This window comes from Porphyromonas sp. COT-108 OH2963 (assembly GCF_000768895.1).
GTDB lineage: Bacteria > Bacteroidota > Bacteroidia > Bacteroidales > Porphyromonadaceae > Porphyromonas_A > Porphyromonas_A canoris.
Genome location: NZ_JRAP01000003.1, coordinates 50,716 through 70,771 on the forward strand (window position 1 = coordinate 50,716; position 20,056 = coordinate 70,771).

The window sequence follows — 20,056 nt, forward strand, 5'->3', positions numbered from 1 at the left end:
AAGTCTTGACTTAATTGGTCGTCGTGTTAATATCGGACTTATGTTTAAGTTTTTTCTCCTCTTTCTTTTTAGGAAGAGAGTCCGTAGGAGTGGTAAAAGCAGAAGATGTTCCGGAAGAGGCTTTCGAATTGACCATCTCTCCGTCTTGCAGTAAAAAGTTTGCCATAGACTTCTTAAACTCAAACCGGGTCATCTGTTCGTTACTCTCAAATCCCTCGATACCTTCTATCTGATTTCCATTGGCGAGATCTACCCTCACATATTCATCGGAATATATAAGTTGTCTTGTTCTATTCCAAAACATTCTATTGGTTGTAAACCTATCTCCCAACAGATTGATGATCTCAACATTTCCTATCAACTCCCAAGTATCTCGTCCTACATAGTAAAAAGCTGTATCGGACTTTACGGTAGCTTGCGGTACAAACAGGGTATCAAACTGCTCCAGATATATTCCTTTCGGGAAGCTCCACTGATCCAAAGTATCGTTATTATAAATATACCATTCGTCTGCCTTTAGCTTATATTTCGTAACACCGGAGTCCGAAATCAGTGTCTCTACTCCACTGGTATATACGGTATATGCAATGCTGTCCGAATTATCTTTTATCGCATCCGTCTTTGCACCTCCGCAAGATGCCAGAATAGATGAGAGACATAATGCAACAATAACACAACCCCATACTTGAGGTTGTGTTATTGTATTTATAAGGGTCTTAAAACCTTGTTTATGATCTTTGTCGTTGTCCACGTTTAGCTATTACTTCACACGAATAGTGGTACTTTCACCTATCCATCCACCGATAGCCATGCTTTGTCCCTCTTTAAGATCGGGGTGCATAAAGACATCTTCCTTGCTTGGATAGTAAGATCTGTATCTTGCGATCAATCTTCCTGCTTCCGCTGCGATGGATGGGTCTATTGCTCGTGCTCTTTCAAGCTTATCCACTGCAAGGCAATAAACGATGCGAGACTTCACTGAGTCATCCGGGAAGATTGAGTTAGCTGTTGCCGCATAAGCATTAGCAATCAATACCAATGGTGCTCCAAAGCCCGACTTTTCTTCCATAGCTTTATTGGCATATTGTCTTGCACGAGAGTACTGACCTTGTTCGTATGCAAGCTGGGCGATGATATAATATATATCTCCCTTTTGGTCTGAAGAGGTAGAAAGAGATGCAGCTTCCTCAAAGAGTTGATTCGCTCTTACTCTATCCTTATTCAGGTGAGCTCTTTTAGCGAGCCCCAAAGCAGCTTCAGCCGAAGGAGAGATAGCGTAAGCAAACTCAGATGCACGGAAATAGACATCACTTTCCTGGCAGTTTACTCTACGAAGAAGAGCGATAACATTATCCAAGTACTCCTTGTTGTCTTTGTTCTCTTCTATCTTACTACCATATATCTTTTGAAGCATATCGCAACTTGCAGCTCCACTTGAAGCAAATTGTGTATCTGCTGCAGTTTTAAGGTCTGTGTAGAGCTGTTGTCTGTCTGCATCACCACTTCCTTGAGCTTTCTTGAGAGCATCTTCATAGTACTTGGAGATAGTCAGATACTCATTTATATATTGCTCTTTGTGATCTGCATTCTTAATCACCTTCACCATGGAAGAGTAGAGGTAGAAGTTCAGAGCCATGTAGTCTGTTTTTTCTTTCTTCTCTGCCACAATATCCTTAAGCCAGTTGTAAACCAGTTCATAGTCTGCCTTTTCAGCCATTACCTCTATATAGTCGGCAACCTTAGAAGCTAAAATATAGTCAGGACCAAATTGCGGATCGTTTGCGAAATACTTCATTCTTGTATCGTAAACCTCCATAAGCTGGTTGATGAACTCTGTTTTCTCTTGTGGCGTTTTTGCTTGTGCCACTTTCCATTTCAAGATTTGAGGACCGACGATATAGATATCCTTAGTCATATCGGGGCAGTTCTTGTAAACCTTCAACCAGAAATCGTAAGCATCCTGAAAGTTGTTGGTCTTAGCATGAATCTTGAAGTAAGACACATTCTTACGACACTCTGTTGTATCAATAGCAGCATTCGGAGTAGAGTCTGCTATCACAGAAGCAACATTGTTAGCCTTAGAAGACCATGCACTCATTGCGATCATGGCAATGGTGAAAAGTAGTGTTTTTTTCATCTTATATTCTGTTTTGCTATTTTACATTCTTTGTTATCTATCACAAAAGACCTTTACAGTCGTTATCATCAATATATCTTGAGTTTACGGAACCACGTTTCACTGAAGTTTATACTCACGGAGAGCTTTATCGCGTCCTCTTTCAAGATAGCTTGTTTATCATTCAGACTCTTAACGTACTCCAAGCTCAGATTAAGGAGAGAAGCTCTCTCGTCATTAACATATATAGGAAGTCCGAGACCGAGAGATAGCCCTAAGGTCGAAGACTGTCCCCATTTATGATGTTGTATATAAGGTGTTGCATAGTTGAGCCCTGCACGATACACTATGTTGTCCGAATAGGTTCGAGAGAAAGGATTAGGAGTATAAGAAGCACCCAAAGCAACCTGCCAAGCATCCTTATATGATACATTCTGCTTTTCAAACAGATTGGGAACGCTTTCCCAATTTGTATATTTGACGTCCAATGCAGTCAAAAGTTTATTCTTATAATTAAAACTTCCACCGACTCCTATCTCCATAGGCAACTTACCAACGTAAGACTCTTCTTTGGTGGTAACATCGGGAGTAAGGACTTTACCAAAATCTCTATCTTCAAAAAGTACCATCTTAGGCCTATGACCCAAAGAAGGAGAAAATGTAGCTCCCAACACGGACTCCCACTCTTTGGTGCGATGATGATACTGTGCTCCAAACGCAGCCGACCATGTGGATGTATGCCATGTTTCTCTCACAAAACGTGTATTGATCAACGATGAATTGGGTTGAGAAAGCACTTCGTGTATCGTAGAACCGAAAAGGTAATTGACCTTTGCTCCCAACGATAACTTCTCAAACAACTTGAAACCAACTCCCATGTAAGCATTTTGCAACGATCCCTCACCCTTGAAAGTCTGTTTATAAGTTGCATTGGGGAATCCTTCAATATCTCCGGAAGTTTGTGCCAAATACCCCACTCTCGAATAAGGGATAACGCCAAGGCTCAGACCCACAGAGTTGAAAAGAGACATCTGAAACGCCAGATAGTCTATGTTCGCCTGGAATGTACTCTTTTTAAGCTGATTCTCTCTGAACATCTTATAGTTCGAAGTGAGAGCTATATCAAAGACAAAAGATAGAGAATCCACAACGGAGAAGGCAGCCGGATTTTTGAAGTTGATCATACCATCTTGACGCAACCCTACACCGACACCTCCCATACCTCTGTACGAAACAGGGGAGGGATCCACCAAAGAGCCGTAACCATAACGAGAGAGGGGCGAAGTCTCAATATTTTGAGCCTCGGCTACTCCCACGAAACAAACCATTGCTACTGCAAACATTGCAGCAAGCCTTTGTACTATCTTTCTATACATTCGCTATCAATATCTCATTTAGTCCTGTCTGAACAAGACAACCATCTGCAAAGATGGTATTTTTCGCTATTGTTTCAAAATAAATTCGGTCTCCGCCCGTTAAATAAACCAAAACAGGAGCAACCTCTTTCGTTATCTTCTCCACCCATCCAGCCACTTCCAACACAGCGGAAGAGACGGTACCGTGATAGATACACTCTTCGGTGTTCTGTCCTATGAGAGACCCCGGATTCAATTTCTTGGATACCAAAGGCAGTCTGTGCGTGTAGTCGTGAAGAGCTTTCAGCCTCATATCCAGTCCGGGAGCTATGACACCTCCTTCGTAAACTCCATTCCGAACAAGATCTATCGTAATTGCCGTTCCGCAATCTATGACCAAAAAATCTTTTCCTTCAGCAAACAGATAAGCCCCTACACACGCTGCAACCCGATCCTGTCCCAGTTGCTCCGGAGAGTCGTAGGCAATCTTGAAAGGCAGACGAAGTGTCGAGAGGTCGAAAGGAATGGTTTTCAACCCTATTCCATTCAGCTCGGCTTCCAAGACCGAACAAGGTACCGACGTCGATATTACCATGCTCCTGACACTCTCTTTCGGTATATCAAGGTCTTCCAAAGCCTTCTGCAACGGAACAATAAGCTCCTTTACCGAAGAGGAAGAATATTCCCAAAGAGCCATCCGTCCATGGTATAGAGTCGCCTTTAAGGCGGTATTACCGCTATCTACGGTCAAGAAAAAAGAGCCGACCAGAGATGTTCCTGCCGGAGACTTCCAGCAGTCGGTAAGGAGCGACAACTCCCTTTCCAGCACCTCTGCAACCACAAAATTGCTTCCGCAAACCAGAACGACAGACTCTTCCGGTGCTATCATTGCTGCCGAGTATGCCTGTTCCAAAGCCCTCCACACCGGCTTAACCACAGTGTGGTCAAGCGCATTGGAAGATGCCAGATCCGATAGTTTCTCTGCCGCACAAGCACGTTCGCCTCTGCTTTGGGTGATGTAGTAGCGTGCACGTTTGGGCAGCATATCAAAGACGGCAGAGACATCCTTATCTTCCGCCATACCTATCACGATATGGAGCTTTTTCCCTTTATCGAGCACGGACTCCAGGTAAGGGCTGAGATGAGCCCATGCTCCGACATTGTGCCCGGTGTCTATATAGAGATCCGGCATGCTGCTCAGCTTCTGCATCCGACCTGCAAGCCCTACACTCTCTACGTTCCAAAAACCTTTCTGGACAGCGTCCGAGTCTATTTTCGATCCCTTCAAAAGAGTCTCAAGAAGCCCTAAAGCGGTCAGCACCGTAGTGGCATTCTCCAGCTGATGAGCACCTTTGAGAGGGAGCTTTATCTCTCCAAAACGACAGCTATCCAGCTTATATCCTCCCTCCGGATCCTCTTCGTAAGAGCGCAGAACGGCTTTTCTGTCGCAGAGATAAAGCGGAGCACTCTCCTGCCGAGCCTTATCTTCCACCACCTGTCTCACCTCTTCACTCTCATGGTTACCCAATACAACGGAAATGCCGGGCTTTATAATACCGGCTTTCTCACCGGCTATCGCAGCCAATGTATCTCCCAAGTAGGTGGTATGATCGAGGCTGACATTGGTGATAATACTCAAAACGGGCGTGATGACATTGGTACTGTCCAAGCGTCCTCCCATTCCGACCTCTATCACGGCGATATCCACTTTTTTATGGACGTAGTAGGCAAATGCCATTGCCGTGGTAAGCTCGAAAAAAGAGGGAGAGAGCCCAAGCTCCCTGCACCATTCTCTAACAGAGTTGCAGAAATCTATAACAAACTCTTGCTCTATCACTTTGCCATCTACACGGATTCTTTCGGAAAAATCTACAAGGTGAGGGGATGTGAACAAGCCTACTCGAAGTCCGCTTTCATGCAGCACCGAGGCAAGAAGAGAAGAGGTTGATCCCTTCCCATTGGTACCTGCCACATGAATGGTAGATATTTTCAGATGAGGATTGCCAAGCTTCTCGAGGAGTTTTAAGACCGTTTCCAATCCCGGCTTATACGCCTTCCCTCCCACGTTTTGAAACATAGGAAAGCTATTGAAAAGATAAGTGGTTGCTTCTGAATATGTGGATATTCTGTCCTTCATTTTTCTATTCAAGGGGCAAAAATACACATAATTTTTCTTCCTTAATAGCTTTCAGACAAGTTATTTTATACTCCTCTCCGATGCTCGTTCAAAGAACAGCTATGCCACCCGACAGCACAAGAGAAAAAGAGAGCATTTCAAGACAAAATGGCAGTACTCTATTTTTATATATTCCGTACCGAAGCCTCTGCCCGATTTTCCCTCTCTCTATTTTGATCGGAGGGGTCGTTTTCAAAGCACGACCGAATTGTTAAATTCGCCCCATTTTATTAACACCATTTTCGATACCCGTTCACCCAAAACAGTAAACGAGCATATTCTTTCGGCTTAACGTGTTTAATTTTTCAATGAACACGTTTACCGATTTCATTAAACACGTTTACCGGATTCGATTAACGTGTTTNCATATTCTTTCGGCTTAACGTGTTTAATTTTTCAATGAACACGTTTACCGATTTCATTAAACACGTTTACCGGATTCGATTAACGTGTTTAGCCAAAAACATCAAACTGCTAAATATCAATAGATTAACTATTTTCGCCCTAAAATGCCCCTGAAAAGGCAAATTTCTTTATTAGGAAACGTTCACAGACAAAGGCGTTAAATTTTATGTTTATTAACGCGAAAAAGCCCCATCAAACGGACTGAGAAAAAAATTTTTCCAAATTCGCGATTTTCTGTATAACCCTAAAAATCAATACTCTAAGCCACCTCTTTGTGATCATGAAGTGCAACATCGGAAAAAAAGAGAGCAGATCGGAGAGAAAATCGGGAGATTCATTTTTATATAAAAGCACCACCAAAATGCTGCTTTTTTGAAGTTCGGATTGTGGAAAAATGCGGCATCTTTTTCTACCTTTATACCCTAAAAAGAAAAAAGATGGAAGAAAAAAAGATTGCACTTATAGAGACTTCGGATGGGAGTCATACCATTCTCATTGATGGTGGTAATGAAAGCTATCATTCGACCAATGGGGCAATAACCGAGTCCAAACATGTTTATATCCGTGCCGGACTGGAACATTTTCTGGAACAGACCTCAAGCAGAGAGGTTCGGATCGGGGAGATAGGGTTTGGTATGGGGCTGAATGCAGTGTGTGTACTGGAATACGCCCTTGCACATCCGGAACTGTCTTTTGAGATGCGGAGCATTGAGTACGAGCCTCTACCCACCGGCGTTCTTCTCTCTCTGAACTATGCGGAAAGGCTCGGTATGGAAAAAGAGCATGTCGAGCAGATTTTCCGTGCAGAATGGAATGCCCGAACCGGGATTCTTTCCAATCTGACCCTGATAAAAGAACACGCCGATGCTCTTGATTTCAACTTTGAAAACGAGAGCATCGACGTGCTGTTTTTTGATCCTTTTGCGCCTGACAAAGTGGAAAGTCCGCTTTGGAGCGTTCCTTTCTTCAAGAAAATGAGAGCCTGTCTTAGGAAAAACGGCATCCTCACAACCTATTGCGCAAAGGGCATTGTAAGAAGAGGGCTTCAAGAAGCCGGGTTCAACGTGGAAAGACTTCCGGGTCCTCCGGGAAAAAGAGAGATACTCCGTGCCACAAAATTGTAGCTCTACTCTGCTGCTTTGGTACTCTTCTTTGTTGTCTTTTTCTTGGCTTTCAGTTCGGAAAGCTCTTTTTCCAGTGCCACGATCTGCTTATCCTGATTTTGTATGGTAAGCACCAACGCACTCAGTTCTTCGTTTTCGATGGAAGTCGGATACTGTGCCTGAATACGGAGAACCACATCGCTAAGAACATTCATATAGTTGTTGAAAGCATCATAAGCATTATCATACGGACTGAAAGGCCTTACATCCTGATAGAGTGTAGTCATATAGAAGAAGTGGTCGCAAGACTGAAGATGCAACCAGTCCAGGAACAGCCTTCGGTCTGTACTTAGTCTCAACCGTTCTCCCCACTCGCCCAACTTTCTGAATGCTTCTTGTTGTAACACATTGCCAAGCCAGGAAGTGATACCTTTTTCCTCTTCCGACCAAGAGATAGGAGACGGAACAGAGAGCGGTGCAGCCACTTCTTCCTGCTGAAGGATCTCGGATGGCAGTGCCATGGATATGCCTCTGCTTTCCAACGTAGTAGGCAGAGCCTTGAGAAACTCAAAGATTCCGGAAGGACGCTTGTGGATATGACCGAATGTTTCCAATGGGATATCTATGTAAACAAAGCTTTCTACCTCGGGAAGATTGGCAAACCAACCGGCAAGCTTCTCTGTGGTAAGAGGATACTCGGACCAGTGCAGGTTAGAGAAGTGTCGTACAAGATCGGAGCTGTATGAGGCATTGCGCAACATCAGTTTAAGCTCCGGAGCTTCTGCCGAAGAGTACAGATAGTTGGGACTTTTCCAGCCAAGAACGTGCTTTGCCCCTTCCGTCATCATCGCCTTAAAGCCCATCTTTTGAGCCGTAAGAGCTATATCGTCCGAGTAGATCAGCTCTGTGTTTCTCAACACTCTCGGAGAGACTCCGAAAAGAAGTTCGATCTTCTTGGAAAGCACCCCGACCTCTCTCTCAAACTCTGCGGTATCTCCCAATGAAGAGAGGGAGTAAGAGTATGGTGCGGCGATGAACTCTATCTGTCCGGTAGAGTTGATGTCCAAAAGAAGATCCAACAACTCCGGAGCATACAGCTCTATCTGCTCGAATGCAGTACCGGATATGGAAATGGAGAATCGGAATGGCACCCTGTCCTGTATGATAAGATCTCTTATTGTTCTAAGTGCAGGAAGGTAAGACTCTTCTGCTAACAGACGAAAGACTTCTTCGTTCTGAAAATCGTCGAAATAGTAGTGGTCATTCCCTATATCAAAGAAGCGATATCTCTTCAGCCTGAAAGGCTGATGCAAGTTTAGATTGAGACATATTCTTTTCATGACTTTATCTTTGATGTGAAAATATTCTTAGTTAATGGTTATTCCGTAAAAGTGCTGCAATGCTACCTCAAAAGCCGGTCGTAAATATGCCTTACTTTGAGCCCTGCATCTTCCCACTTGATATTATTTACCTCTTTCAAGCCCTCCTCTTTGAGGAATGTGTGAAATGCCGGATAGGTTACCAGACCGTGTATAGCGTCCGCCAAAGCATCCACATCCCAATAGTCCACTTTGATGGCATAGTCCAAAATCTCGGCACAACCGCTCTGTTTGGAGATAATACTGGGGACACCGCACTGCATGGCTTCGAGAGGAGAGATACCAAAAGGCTCGGAAACGGAAGGCATCACATATACATCGCTTGCCTTGAAGACTTCGTACACCTGATTTCCTTTCATAAAGCCCGTAAAGTGCATCCGATCGGATATGCCTCTCATGGCACTCAGACGGATCATCTGATCCATCATATCTCCGCTTCCTGCCATTATAAAACGGACGTTCTTCGTTTTAGCCAAAACTTTTGCAGCTGCTTCAATGAAAAACTCAGGACCTTTCTGCATGGTTATTCTACCAAGAAAGGTTACGACCTTATCCTTTACGCCCTTCTTATCCCTTATACTCAAGATAGAGGGGCTAAGTGGTGTTACGGCATTGTGAACGGTGGTTACCTTCTTGGGATCTTGGTGATACTTCTCTATCACGGTATTACGGGTAAGATTACTTACAGTGATAATATGATCGGCGTAATCCATTCCGTTCTTCTCTATAGCATATACCTGTGGATTAACTTGCCCTCTTGACCTGTCGAAGTCCGTAGCATGAACATGGATGACCAAAGGCTTTCCGCTAACGCTCTTGGCGTGTATGCCGGCAGGATAAGTGAGCCAGTCGTGAGAGTGAATAATATCATAGTCGAGCCGTCTGCTCAATACCCCTGCCATTATAGAGTAGTTGTTGATCTCCTCCATCAGGTTATCCGGATATCTTCCGGAGAATTCAAGGCATCCGAGTTCGTTGGTATGCAGATAGTTGAAATCGGTATAAATTCCTTCACGCAAATGGAAGTAGAGTTCCGGAGACATTAGTCTTCCTATCATTGCATCCACTTGTTCTCTGCCCACATTACGATACACGACAGGAACTTGAGACGCTCCTATGATACGCAAAAAGGACTGATCTTCGTCTCCATGCGGTTTAGGAATAACGAATGTGATATCCATATCCTCCTGCAAACTCATACCTTGAGTGAGTCCGTAACTTGCAGTTCCGAGTCCTCCAAGTATATGCGGTGGGAATTCCCAGCCAAACATCAATGCTTTCATAGTTTATCTATCAAGGTATTTCTCTGATTAGAAAATATCGAATATATCATCACCTCTGCGTATATCATCATCCAGCCTGTTTTTGATCCTAAGTATCGCACTGATACTTGTGGCATAAGAGATCTCTCCTCTACTGTAAAAAGGAGGAGTGGCATCGTATAGCTCGGAAATGGTACCGATTCCGTGATTGGAAAGCTCTCCTTCAAACGGTATCATCATACGCTCAACAAAAGAGTATCCTGCCCTTCGGAAGAGATGAAGATAGGCGCTCAGGTAAGGATACATAAGCCAACTCCAGACGCCTCCATTGTAGTATGATAGAGATCTGTCCCTCAAACTTCCGTTACAATATCCCTTATAAACTTTCCCTATAGGGCTTAGTGTCCGTAATCCTAACGGTGTCAAAAGCTCTTTCGTCACGATGTCAAGCACCGATCTTTGAAGCCTTCGGGAGAGTGGTGAGTACATCAAACCTATTGCGAACAACATATTGGGTCTTACACTCCAATCTTGAGGCAGGTTGGGATTAACGTAATCGAAGAGATAATTATGCTCATTCACGAAGACACGAACAAAAGATTCGGAGACTCTTGCGATCTCGTCTTCCAATCTGTCGTTATCGGGTTCAAGCAATGTTTTATAGAAGCACAGAGCATTATACCACAAGGCATTAAACTCCACGATATAGCCTTCTCTCTTGACAACCGGTTGGAAATCCCACTCTGCATCCATCCATGTGATGGGGCGGTTATCCTTGCTCCACGCATAGAGAAGTCCGTTGTTTTCCAACTTCATGTTCGGATGCCTGCTGGACGAAATATAATTTATGATGTATCGCAATGCCTCTCCGAACTTTTCGCGAGTGTCTTCCGGAGTTGTCCACTTGGAGTAATCTATTATTGTATTCACCGCCCAAAGAGGAATATCCGGCTTATCTATATCCATTATGACAGAATCCACTTGTCCGGTTTCCATAAAAAGCTTGAGGGCGGGCCAGAATGTATCCCAAATTCGATGGAATCTTTCCGGCTTTCCTATACCAAAACTGCACCCGGTAAGTGCAATGAGCATATTTCTTGCCTTTACTCCTCCCCACGGATAACCGGACATCAGGTAAGCTCGCTCCTCGTTCGGCTGATAGTAAAACTGGTCTGCAGCATTTACAAGACAATTCTTAAAGCTTGTTCTTGGCGTGCGTTCTTCGACACTTTCATCAAATAAAGAGGAGATCTTTTCGGGTTCCAAAGGAGAGAGACCTGCGGAAAAAATGATGGATTCTCCGGTCTCTATTTCGACCTCAAAGTATCCGGGCATCGGAAGATCCTCGGTACAGGCATGACCTCTCTCCCTCTCTTTATCATACAAAAAGTGTTTGTACCATGTGGGTTGAGAGACATACTCGTTCTCTTTAGTCATTTGGAGAGCAAGCTTAGGGAATCCGTGATAGAGGCAAAATTCTTGTCCGTTTATCACCGGAGAGGCATTAAGATTGGCATCTTGCGTTTCAATGCACAGCTCTTTCACGCTCCTAAATCCTAAGAGAGGACGAAAACGGAGGGTTGTCTTCGATTGAGACTCCAAGAGAGTGTATCGAATGAGTACCCGATCATCTTCACGAGAAAGAGCAATCTCTTTACATAGAATCACACCACCTACTCTGTATATCGTTTTAGGCACGCCATCCAGATCGTATTCACGGATATACTTATGACCATTAGGACTAAAATGCTCTCCCTCATACTTGTGCACGGCAAGATTGAATTCCGCTCCATGCTGTATGACGGTCTCGTCCAAAGAAGAAAGAAGCACATAGTTGTGAGGTCCTAAATGTGTAATAGGAACGACCAATAACCCGTGGTATTTTCTTGTGTTCAGACCTATTAAAGTGGAACAGTGGTAAGCACCTCGTCTATTTGTACGCAATATCTCTTTATTGAGTACCTCTTCGAGGTTACTCATACTACTTCTGTCAAATTTCAGATAGCTCATAACAGGCTAATTTTAGTAGATTCATTCTCCTTCAAATATAGCATAAAACCACTTATCTACAATATTTCTGCCCTTGGAATAACCCATTTTCTCTCATATATGATACAAGTTTGAGAGTAAAGTAGTAGTTTTTCATTCCCCATTGAGGAGCTATGACCATGTGAGGAGGACTTGATGAAACAAAACGATCGACATACATATCGGGACGAAGATGGCATAGAAAGTCTGCGACAAGTTCCAGATACTCCTCATAAGTAAATAGAGGCAGATCATTAACCTCCCCCTTTAGAAAGTCTGCTCCGAGCTTAGTACCTCTGAGGACTTGAAGTTGATGAATCTTTATCGAATTCAAAGGAAGAGAAGAGATTAAAGCGGCACTCTTCACGATGGCATCCCTATCCTCTCCGGGGAGACCGAATATAAAATGTCCGCCTACCGGTATATCGGCTTCCACCGTTCTCTGTATGGCTTCCACGCTTTCCTCGAACGTATGCCCTCTGTTTACTCTTTCCAGCACGGTATTGGAAGTACTTTCCATGCCGTACTCCACAGCAACATAAAGGTCTTTATCTCTCTTCAGACTCTTGAGATAGTTAAGAATCTCATCGGGCATACAGTCCGGTCTTGTTCCTATAATCAGTCCCACGACATCGGGATAGGCAATAGCCGTCTCATACTTTCGGATCAACTCATCCACATCACCATAGGTATTGGTGTAAGACTGAAAGTATGCCAGAAACTTCATATCCTTATACTTTCTTCGGAAAAAGTCTATCCCCAGTTGTAGCTGCTCGATAATGGGCTCGGTCTTCAGTGTATATTGGGGAGTGAACGAACTATTGTTGCAGTAAGTACATCCGCCAAAACCTTTTATGCCGTCCTTATTGGGACAGGTGCATCCCGCATTAAGGGAGATCTTCTGCACTTTGTAGTGCGGAAAGATCTCCCTTAAATGTGATGCAAAATCTGCGTAAGGAAGAGGATACTTCATCGTAAAGATTCGGTAAGAAGCATACCTCCTGCCACCATGTTTGCGGTCTCTTTATCCAATAAATACTCCACAATGGCAAGAGCAAAAGGGAATGAATAGCCCGGTCCACGCCCTGTGATGATATGACCATCCACTACAACGGGTTCTTTTTGGCTATACTGCCTGCATGCCAACTTCTCTTCAAATCCGGGATAAGCGGTAGCTACTTTCTCCTTCAACAGCCCCATGGAGCCATACACAACGGGAGCGGCACAGATGGCAGCAAGTAGCAATCCTTTCTTATCTGCTTCCGCTATCATCTCTCTCAAGGGTTGAGAAGCCTCCAGATTGGTAGCGCCGGGAAGTCCGCCCGGTAAAACGATGGCATCGGTTCCCGTATGTTTTACGTCTGCAATACATTTATCTGCCATTACAGGCACGCCATGCGCGCCCACTACTTCTCTATCGGATGTGATAGATACTGTTGTAACATTCACTTCTGCCCTGCGCAAAATATCTATTGTAGAGATAGCTTCGATCTCTTCGAAGCCTTCTGCCAAAAATACAAATACTCTTTTCATACTCAACTTTATTGTTTGATGTTAGACTCTGTCTCGTCATGAATCTCCATCATGAACGGAGCTTATAAATATAAGTTATCTTTCCCTCCGCATTTTTTATGTCTTCCACAGCTGTAAACTTAGCCTTTTTGGCTGCCTCCAATGCACTCTGCTTGATAGCATGATTGTCAATGTTGGTTCCCTGATCGATTTTAGCGTCTATAACGTCACCTTTTGGATTAACCGTGATAGCAACAACAATGCGCCCTTCAGTCTGACCTATATATTGAGGTACAGGCAATTTCCCTCCCATAAGTCCGCGTCCGGAAAGATTCCATGAGCCGTATCCTCCATCCCCCGAACCAGCACCGCCGGAAGAGACATTGCCCGTAGGAGAACCCTGCATACCGCTTCCGGATGTACCTGTTCCCCTTGAACCTTCAGAATTTTTGGCTCCCTGAAAAGCGTTGGCTACGCGACTCTGAGCCGCTTTACGCCTCTGTTCTTCCTGTTCTCTAAGAGCCTGTTCGGCTTTCAGACGAGCTTGCTCCTCTGCTTTTATCCTTGCCTCCTCTGCCTTTCGTGTATCTTCCACCTTGGGTGTAGGAGTCTTTGGTGCAGGTTTAGGCTTAGGTTCACTCACCTTAGGCTTTTCCGGCTTCTTCTTTGGAGGCACCGGAGCCATAGCCGGAGCCTCTTCATGCTCTTGCGTCAACAGCTCTTCCGGCTCTCCTTTTTCCGGAGTGGGAGCAGGCTTGGGCATGACTCTGCGAGACTTTGGAAGTGCTTGGCTCCAACTCTCCATATCGCTACCCATTGCAACCTCTATGTTCCCTATATCCACCGGAGCGCTACTCTGTTCGTCCTGAGCACTCATCGTCATATAGACAAAAAAGAGCAGCAGAACCAGCAAAGCATGAGCCACTATGGTTACAACTATGGCTATGAGTTTCTCTTTACTATTGCTCATAGATAACTATCTCCTATCATCTTTTTTCATAAGTCAGAGAGGCCTTGTCGCCATCACCATCTTAAACTTCTTCTCCACCGCAATGTTGAGGATCTTCACCACTTCTCCGTAGGGAATGCTCTCGTCTGCATAGAGTGCGACAAAGAAATCCGGATCTTCCGAAAGCTCTCCGTCGATGTATGCTTTGAGTTCGTCGTAGCCCACTTCCCTGTCTTCTCCATTCTTCATGGTTACATAGTAGCGCAGCTCTTTGTCTATCGTTATTCTTGTTGGAGTCTTCACGGCTGTCTGTTGATTGCTCTGCGGCAAAAGCACTTTAAGAGCATTGGGCATGACAAGCGTGGAAGTAACCATAAAGAATATCAGTAGCAAAAAGATGACATCCGTCATGGAAGCCATGCTAAATATCTCTACGACCTTCGCTTTTCTTTTTAGTTTCATGCCATTACTTGATAGGTTCGTTCAGCATATCCATAAACTCAAGAGCCTGAGTCTCGCTCTTGGTTACCACGTGGTCTATTCTGTACACGAGGTGATTGTATGCAAACAGACAGATGATACCGACTATAAGACCACCTACAGTGGTTACCAATGCTTCGTAAATACCGGAAGAGAGAAGAGATATATTCACATTGTTTCCGGCAGAAGCCATATCAAAGAAAGCGTGAATCATCCCTGTAACCGTTCCAAGAAAACCGATCATCGGAGCTCCTGCCGCTACCGTGGCAAGCAGTGGAAGTCCCTTCTCCAGCTTCGCAATCTCGATGTTGCCGACATTTTCCACAGCAACGGAGAGGTCCTGCATCGGTCTGCCGAGACGCTGTATTCCTTTCTGAATCATTCTTGCACCGGGTGTTCCCTCTGCTTCACAGAGCGAAAGAGCGGAAGATATCTTACCCTCTTTCATATAGTCCCTTATCTGGTTCATGAATGTATGGTTGGTGCGTGCGGCTTTGCGTATCACCAAGTATCTCTCTATGAAAAGATAGATAGCCAATATAGAGAGCAACAGAAGAACGATCATGATAGGACCGCCTTTCATAGCCAGATCGAGAAGACTCAAAGACTCCGGAGCCACCGGCATGGCTGCTGCAGCTCCTTCGGTTGTACCGGACAGATCCGGCATGGAACCCGGCTGTACTTGTGCTAAAATAGAATAAATGTTCATCCGATTTATCTTTTATTTTGTAGTTGTTTTATGATTACTGTTTCTTTTGATTGCAATAGTGAGAGGGCTTAAACTTTAAGACACTCCAAGTATGAAGCAATACTCTTCTCCAATCCCAGATACAAGGCATCGCAGATAAGAGCATGACCGATGGAGACTTCCACCAAATGAGGCACCTTTTGAGCAAAAAACCTGAGATTCTCAAGGCTTAAGTCGTGTCCGGCATTCAGCTCCAAACCCACTTCGTGAGCCACTTTTGCCGCTTCGACAAAGGGCTGCACGGCAGCGTCTCTGTCTTTTGCATAGCCGGCGGCATAAGGTTCTGTGTACAGCTCCACCCTGTCCGTTCCGGTCTTGGCTGCTTCTCGAATGTTGTCCAAGTCCGTATCCACAAAGATGGAAGTGCGTATGCCCAAAGACTTAAAGTGCGCCACCACCTCTTTCAGGAACTCCATGTTTTCTGCCACACGCCATCCGGCATTGCTGGTGAGTGCTCCCGGCGGATCCGGTACCAATGTTACCTGTGCAGGACGAACTTCGGAGACAAGACGGACAAACTCCGGTGAGGGATAACCCTCTATATTGAACTCCTCCGTAACGATCTCTTTAAGATCATACACATCGCTGTATCTGATGTGTCTCTCATCCGGACGAGGGTGAACGGTAATCCCTTCCGCTCCCCATCTTTCCACATCCTTGCACACTTTCAACAGATCCGGATTATTACCGCCTCTCGAATTTCGCAGAGTTGCTATCTTATTGATATTTACACTTAGTCTGGTCATCTTATTTGTTTTCTATAAAGCCGATGCGGAGCCACACTCTTCCCTTTTACCATCGGAAGAGGGAAGGCATCCTGCGATCCATACAAAAATACTCTTTATATCTCGAATACTCATCACCTTCATGCTATTTTTATGGTCTTCATCACATTTTCATTCTATTTTTCGGTACCAAGAGAGAGAAGCGAGGAACGAATTTTGCCGACTCTTTTCGTGCACTTTTATATAAAAACGGATCTCCTCCCGACCCTCTCCGGAAGGGTAAGAAAAATGTCTCATCATCGGTTTTCCTCTTCCTTAAATCTTGAAACCACTCATAATCAACAGAATAAAAATCAGCTCGAATTTGGGAAAAATTTTTCTTCAGTCCGTTTGATGGGGCTTTTTCGCGTTAATAGCTGTAAATTTTAACACCCATCTCTGTAAACGTTTCCTAATAAAGAAATCTCCCTTTTTAGGGGCATTTTAGGGCAAAAACAGGTAATCCACTGATATTTAGCAGTTTGATGGTTTTAGCTAAACACGTTAATCGAATCCGGTAAACGTGTTTAATGAAATCGGTAAACGTGTTTACTGAAAAATTAAACACGTTAAGCCGACAAAATATGCTCGTTTACTGTTTTTGATGAACAGGTATCGAAAATGGTGTTAATAAAACAGCCCAAATTTAACAATTCGCTCGTGCTCTGAAAACGACCCCTCCGATCAAAATAGAGAGAGCTTTGGAGCGTGGGATGGAATATATAAAAATGACCTCTTTGCCGGGCATAAAAAAACGACCGATCCCCATAAAGAGATCGGTCGCATAATACTCCTTTTTCTCCGTGAATGAGTACGGAGTTTTTATTTGGTCTTAGCAGGTCCTACCAAGAGTCGGTCTCCGGCATTCTCTGCAATGGCTTTGTAGAAGTTAGGATCGTATCCCGGTTGGCTTGGAGATACGGGATAGTTGTCCGCCGTACGCTCAAACTTACCATCTTTTTCCTTCTTCACGTTGCCGTCGATATACTTCACCACGAGATATTCACCCAGCTTTCTCCAACGAGCTGTTGCGCCATTGGCCTCAGTTGTAGAGTAATTGGTCAAAAACTCTACCGCATCCTTTTCAGAGCCGTTCTTGGCAAGTTCCATCGCATATTTCTCGATCATCGGCTGCATTGCAAAGTATTTGTTTTCGAGTTCTCCCTGCACCTTGCGAATATCTTTTATCATATAGCTGTACTTGTGATAAGCCATGTTTGCCACCCAGTTGTGCATCCAGAAAGCAGATGTCCACGAAAATTCGAGAAGATCACCATTGCCCACCTTGAAACATTCCGGTACAGATGTGATAGAACAATACTGTGGGGTGAACACACACATATCGGCATCGTCCACGCCGAACCAAAGCACACCACCTACATAGTCGGGAAGATAGTTGCGAAGTTGTGCTACAAGCACAAAGCCTGTCTGCTGTGTGGCGATGGCTCTTTCGTTAAGATACTGCTTGCCATCCACTTCAAAGTGCATAGGTCTCCAGCGATAAGGACAAGCATAAGGGCCTGCACCCACATCCTTGGTCATATCCATAGGAGTATCTTCGTAGTGGTCGCGCATCATGTTTTGCACGTCTTGTACGGACACTTTGCGGTTAGGCTTCATGTATAGAGGCATTGGAATGGCATCCATCTCCTGTCCCATCACGAAAGGAAGATACTTATCCATTCCGTCCACAAAGCGGTTGAAAAAGCTCCAAACACGTGCTTCACAACCACGAAGAGCACCAAAGTCGTAAGGTGCATATGCCTTTTGGAAGCTGAACTCGCTATCTTTTCCCTTGAAATAGCCTTTTTCACGAGCGAAAGAGACTACATCTTTCGAGTACACACAGTTTTCTTTGTCTGCGAAAGGAATGTTTTGGATACGTGCTTGATTGGCATGTCCGGAGATACAATCGTCCGGAATACGAATGGCAACCCATACTGCGCCTTTGCGTCCGGGACCTTTACCGATCATCTCCATCACCCACACTTCATTTTTGTCTGCGATAGAGTAGCTCTCTCCACTACTGCAATAGCCGTACTCTTCCACAAGCCTACCCATAATGTCTATGGCTTCGCGAGCAGATGCGGCACGTTGAAGCGTTACGTAGATAAGGCTGCCGTAGTCCATGATTCCCTCCGGATTCACAAGCTCTTCGCGGCCACCAAAAGTACTTTCCGTGATGGCAACCTGCTTTTCATTCATATTACCCACAACGTTATAAGTCTGTGCCACTTGCGGGATGCTGTGTCCCGATGGTTTTCCGGTATCCCATTCCACAATGTTTAAACGTGAATTGGGCGCCCATTTACGAGCATCCCAGTGGTAAAGTTCACCGTAAAGCACATGGCTGTCTGCCGAATAGGAGATGATGACAGAGCCATCCGCCGATGCTTTTCGCCCTACAATAAGTCCGGTACACGCTTCCGCAATGTATGCTCCGGATGTACAAGCCAAGACCGCAACAAGGGTCAGTAGTTTTGATCTAAAGTTCATAAGTATCTGTATATGGTTACTAAAATGCCAAATAAAACTATTCAAACCGAGATTTTCAACGCTATTACCTGAAAATCTCAGTTTACAAACATACCAAAAAAAGTCCAAACGGGGTAAGAAAAAAGGGTAAAACGGTCTGTTAAAACCATTTTACCCTCTGTTTATAGAGATCGCTCTACTCTATCAGATCTTGTTGTTGGATCCGAGAACGTTTTCGATCTTGTGCTTGTAAAGCTCTTTCAAACTGTCACGAGCAGGTCCGAGATATTTTCTTGGGTCAAACTCAGCCGGAGATTTCGCGAATACTTCTCTCACTGCAGCTGTCATTGCAAGACGACCATCGGAGTCGATGTTGATCTTACATACGGCAGAACCTGCGGCATGACGCAACTGATCTTCAGGAATACCGATGGCATCCTTCAGCTGACCGCCATACTTGTTGATAGTGGCAACCTTATCTTGTGGAACGGAAGATGATCCGTGTAGCACGATAGGGAATCCCGGTATGCGCTTTTCAATCTCTTCAAGAATATCGAAACGGAGAGGAGGAGGCACCAAAAGACCATCTTCGTTGCGTGTACACTGCTCCGGAGTAAACTTGTTGGCTCCGTGAGATGTTCCGATAGAGATGGCAAGAGAGTCTACGCCTGTCTTTGTTACGAAATCTACAACCTCTTCGGGACGAGTATAAGTGTGATGCTCTGCAACGACATCATCTTCCACTCCGGCAAGAACACCAAGTTCGCCCTCAACGGTTACGTCGAACTGATGAGCATACTCTACAACCTTCTTGGTCAGAGCCACATTTTCTTCGTAAGGAAGGTGAGAACCATCGATCATGACAGAAGAAAAGCCCATCTCGATACAGTTTTTACATAATTCAAAAGTGTCTCCGTGGTCAAGGTGAAGAGCAATCTGAGGATTCTTACAACCAAGCTCTTTTGCATATTCTACCGCACCTTGAGCAAGATAACGTAGTAGTGTTTGGTTGGCATATTTGCGAGCACCGCTGGATACTTGCAATATTACCGGAGAGTTTGTTTCTGATGCTGCTTGAACAATAGCCTGAAGCTGCTCCAGATTATTGAAGTTGAAAGCAGGTATAGCATACCCTCCATCAACGGCTTTAGCAAACATTTCTCTTGTATTTACCAAGCCAAGATCTTTGTAATTTACCATGATATTTTAATGTTTATGGATACATACTCGAATAGCGTACTATTCGAGTACAAAAGTAAATATTCTTAGCGAACTGTACTAATCTTTATAAGCCCTATTTCTTT

At 44.5% G+C, this 20,056-nt stretch carries 16 protein-coding genes; 1 reads left to right on the forward strand and 15 read right to left on the reverse strand.

Translation table 11 applies throughout. From position 1 onward, the window contains the following. Positions 1–10: 10 nt before the first annotated feature. From lptC to HQ39_RS09120, 4 genes are all read right to left on the reverse strand, one after another. Entirely contained in the window at positions 11–751 is a 741-nt protein-coding gene (gene lptC / locus HQ39_RS01685; protein ID WP_052079339.1) for an LPS export ABC transporter periplasmic protein LptC, read from the reverse strand. 9 nt (positions 752–760) lie between these two features. Continuing rightward, positions 761–2,137 (reverse strand): tetratricopeptide repeat protein, encoded by a 1,377-nt coding sequence (locus HQ39_RS01690; protein WP_036863152.1) that lies wholly within the window; start codon positions 2,135–2,137, stop codon positions 761–763. A gap of 68 nt (positions 2,138–2,205) precedes the next feature. Next, positions 2,206–3,492, reverse strand: coding sequence for a hypothetical protein (locus HQ39_RS01695; RefSeq protein WP_036863154.1), 1,287 nt, complete (start codon positions 3,490–3,492; stop codon positions 2,206–2,208). Further along, positions 3,485–5,608 (reverse strand): type III pantothenate kinase, encoded by a 2,124-nt coding sequence (locus tag HQ39_RS09120; protein ID WP_052079341.1) that lies wholly within the window; start codon positions 5,606–5,608, stop codon positions 3,485–3,487. The genes HQ39_RS01695 and HQ39_RS09120 overlap by 8 nt, the downstream gene beginning before the upstream one ends. An 881-nt stretch (positions 5,609–6,489) precedes the next feature. Between HQ39_RS09120 and mnmD the strand changes: the two genes are divergently transcribed. After that, positions 6,490–7,176, forward strand: coding sequence for a tRNA (5-methylaminomethyl-2-thiouridine)(34)-methyltransferase MnmD (gene mnmD, locus HQ39_RS01705; RefSeq protein ID WP_036863156.1), 687 nt, complete (start codon positions 6,490–6,492; stop codon positions 7,174–7,176). 2 nt (positions 7,177–7,178) lie between these two features. Here mnmD and HQ39_RS01710 read toward each other — a convergent pair whose 3' ends face one another. The 11 genes from HQ39_RS01710 to HQ39_RS01760 all read right to left on the reverse strand — a co-directional run bounded on the left by HQ39_RS01710 (position 7,179) and on the right by HQ39_RS01760 (position 19,952). After that, positions 7,179–8,495, reverse strand: coding sequence for a glycoside hydrolase family 57 protein (locus HQ39_RS01710; RefSeq protein WP_036845841.1), 1,317 nt, complete (start codon positions 8,493–8,495; stop codon positions 7,179–7,181). Positions 8,496–8,557: 62 nt separating this feature from the next. Then, entirely contained in the window at positions 8,558–9,817 is a 1,260-nt protein-coding gene (locus tag HQ39_RS01715) for a glycosyltransferase (protein ID WP_036863158.1), read from the reverse strand. A gap of 27 nt (positions 9,818–9,844) precedes the next feature. Continuing rightward, on the reverse strand, positions 9,845–11,806 hold the full coding sequence (locus HQ39_RS01720) for a glycogen debranching enzyme N-terminal domain-containing protein (protein ID WP_036863161.1): 1,962 nt from the start codon (positions 11,804–11,806) through the stop codon (positions 9,845–9,847). 52 nt (positions 11,807–11,858) lie between these two features. Beyond that, the gene (locus tag HQ39_RS01725; RefSeq protein WP_036863163.1) at positions 11,859–12,797 is read right to left on the reverse strand and encodes a TIGR01212 family radical SAM protein; all 939 of its coding nucleotides are present in this window, start codon (positions 12,795–12,797) and stop codon (positions 11,859–11,861) included. Next, positions 12,794–13,357, reverse strand: a complete 564-nt coding sequence (locus tag HQ39_RS01730) for a DJ-1 family glyoxalase III (protein ID WP_036863167.1) — start codon at positions 13,355–13,357, stop codon at positions 12,794–12,796. Before HQ39_RS01730 ends, HQ39_RS01725 begins: the two co-directional genes overlap by 4 nt. Before the next feature lie 49 nt (positions 13,358–13,406). Beyond that, positions 13,407–14,306 (reverse strand): energy transducer TonB, encoded by a 900-nt coding sequence (locus HQ39_RS01735; RefSeq protein WP_036863168.1) that lies wholly within the window; start codon positions 14,304–14,306, stop codon positions 13,407–13,409. 33 nt (positions 14,307–14,339) lie between these two features. Continuing rightward, positions 14,340–14,747: an ExbD/TolR family protein gene (locus HQ39_RS01740; protein WP_036791761.1), complete on the reverse strand. Its 408-nt coding sequence runs from the start codon at positions 14,745–14,747 to the stop codon at positions 14,340–14,342. Positions 14,748–14,751: 4 nt separating this feature from the next. Beyond that, complete coding sequence (locus HQ39_RS01745) at positions 14,752–15,474, reverse strand: MotA/TolQ/ExbB proton channel family protein (protein WP_036791758.1); 723 nt, start codon at positions 15,472–15,474, stop codon at positions 14,752–14,754. Positions 15,475–15,542: 68 nt separating this feature from the next. Further along, positions 15,543–16,259 (reverse strand): pyridoxine 5'-phosphate synthase, encoded by a 717-nt coding sequence (locus tag HQ39_RS01750; protein WP_036863171.1) that lies wholly within the window; start codon positions 16,257–16,259, stop codon positions 15,543–15,545. Positions 16,260–17,099: 840 nt separating this feature from the next. Further along, positions 17,100–18,773, reverse strand: a complete 1,674-nt coding sequence (locus tag HQ39_RS01755) for a dipeptidase (RefSeq protein ID WP_052079343.1) — start codon at positions 18,771–18,773, stop codon at positions 17,100–17,102. 183 nt (positions 18,774–18,956) lie between these two features. Next, positions 18,957–19,952, reverse strand: a complete 996-nt coding sequence (locus tag HQ39_RS01760) for a class II fructose-bisphosphate aldolase (RefSeq protein ID WP_036863173.1) — start codon at positions 19,950–19,952, stop codon at positions 18,957–18,959. Positions 19,953–20,056 lie beyond the last annotated feature (104 nt).

Bases quoted from the DNA above. Each gene is read 5' to 3' on its own strand.
- HQ39_RS01690 (WP_036863152.1), bottom strand. From the start codon at position 2,137: ATGAAAAAAACACTACTTTTCACCATTGCCATGATCGCAATGAGTGCA.
- HQ39_RS01695 (WP_036863154.1), bottom strand. From the start codon at position 3,492: ATGTATAGAAAGATAGTACAAAGGCTTGCTGCAATGTTTGCAGTAGCA.
- HQ39_RS09120 (WP_052079341.1), bottom strand. From the start codon at position 5,608: ATGAAGGACAGAATATCCACATATTCAGAAGCAACCACTTATCTTTTC.
- mnmD (WP_036863156.1), top strand. From the start codon at position 6,490: ATGGAAGAAAAAAAGATTGCACTTATAGAGACTTCGGATGGGAGTCAT.
- HQ39_RS01710 (WP_036845841.1), bottom strand. From the start codon at position 8,495: ATGAAAAGAATATGTCTCAATCTAAACTTGCATCAGCCTTTCAGGCTG.
- HQ39_RS01715 (WP_036863158.1), bottom strand. From the start codon at position 9,817: ATGAAAGCATTGATGTTTGGCTGGGAATTCCCACCGCATATACTTGGA.
- HQ39_RS01720 (WP_036863161.1), bottom strand. From the start codon at position 11,806: ATGAGCTATCTGAAATTTGACAGAAGTAGTATGAGTAACCTCGAAGAG.
- HQ39_RS01725 (WP_036863163.1), bottom strand. From the start codon at position 12,797: ATGAAGTATCCTCTTCCTTACGCAGATTTTGCATCACATTTAAGGGAG.
- HQ39_RS01730 (WP_036863167.1), bottom strand. From the start codon at position 13,357: ATGAAAAGAGTATTTGTATTTTTGGCAGAAGGCTTCGAAGAGATCGAA.
- HQ39_RS01735 (WP_036863168.1), bottom strand. From the start codon at position 14,306: ATGAGCAATAGTAAAGAGAAACTCATAGCCATAGTTGTAACCATAGTG.
- HQ39_RS01740 (WP_036791761.1), bottom strand. From the start codon at position 14,747: ATGAAACTAAAAAGAAAAGCGAAGGTCGTAGAGATATTTAGCATGGCT.
- HQ39_RS01745 (WP_036791758.1), bottom strand. From the start codon at position 15,474: ATGAACATTTATTCTATTTTAGCACAAGTACAGCCGGGTTCCATGCCG.
- HQ39_RS01750 (WP_036863171.1), bottom strand. From the start codon at position 16,259: ATGACCAGACTAAGTGTAAATATCAATAAGATAGCAACTCTGCGAAAT.
- HQ39_RS01755 (WP_052079343.1), bottom strand. From the start codon at position 18,773: ATGAACTTTAGATCAAAACTACTGACCCTTGTTGCGGTCTTGGCTTGT.
- HQ39_RS01760 (WP_036863173.1), bottom strand. From the start codon at position 19,952: ATGGTAAATTACAAAGATCTTGGCTTGGTAAATACAAGAGAAATGTTT.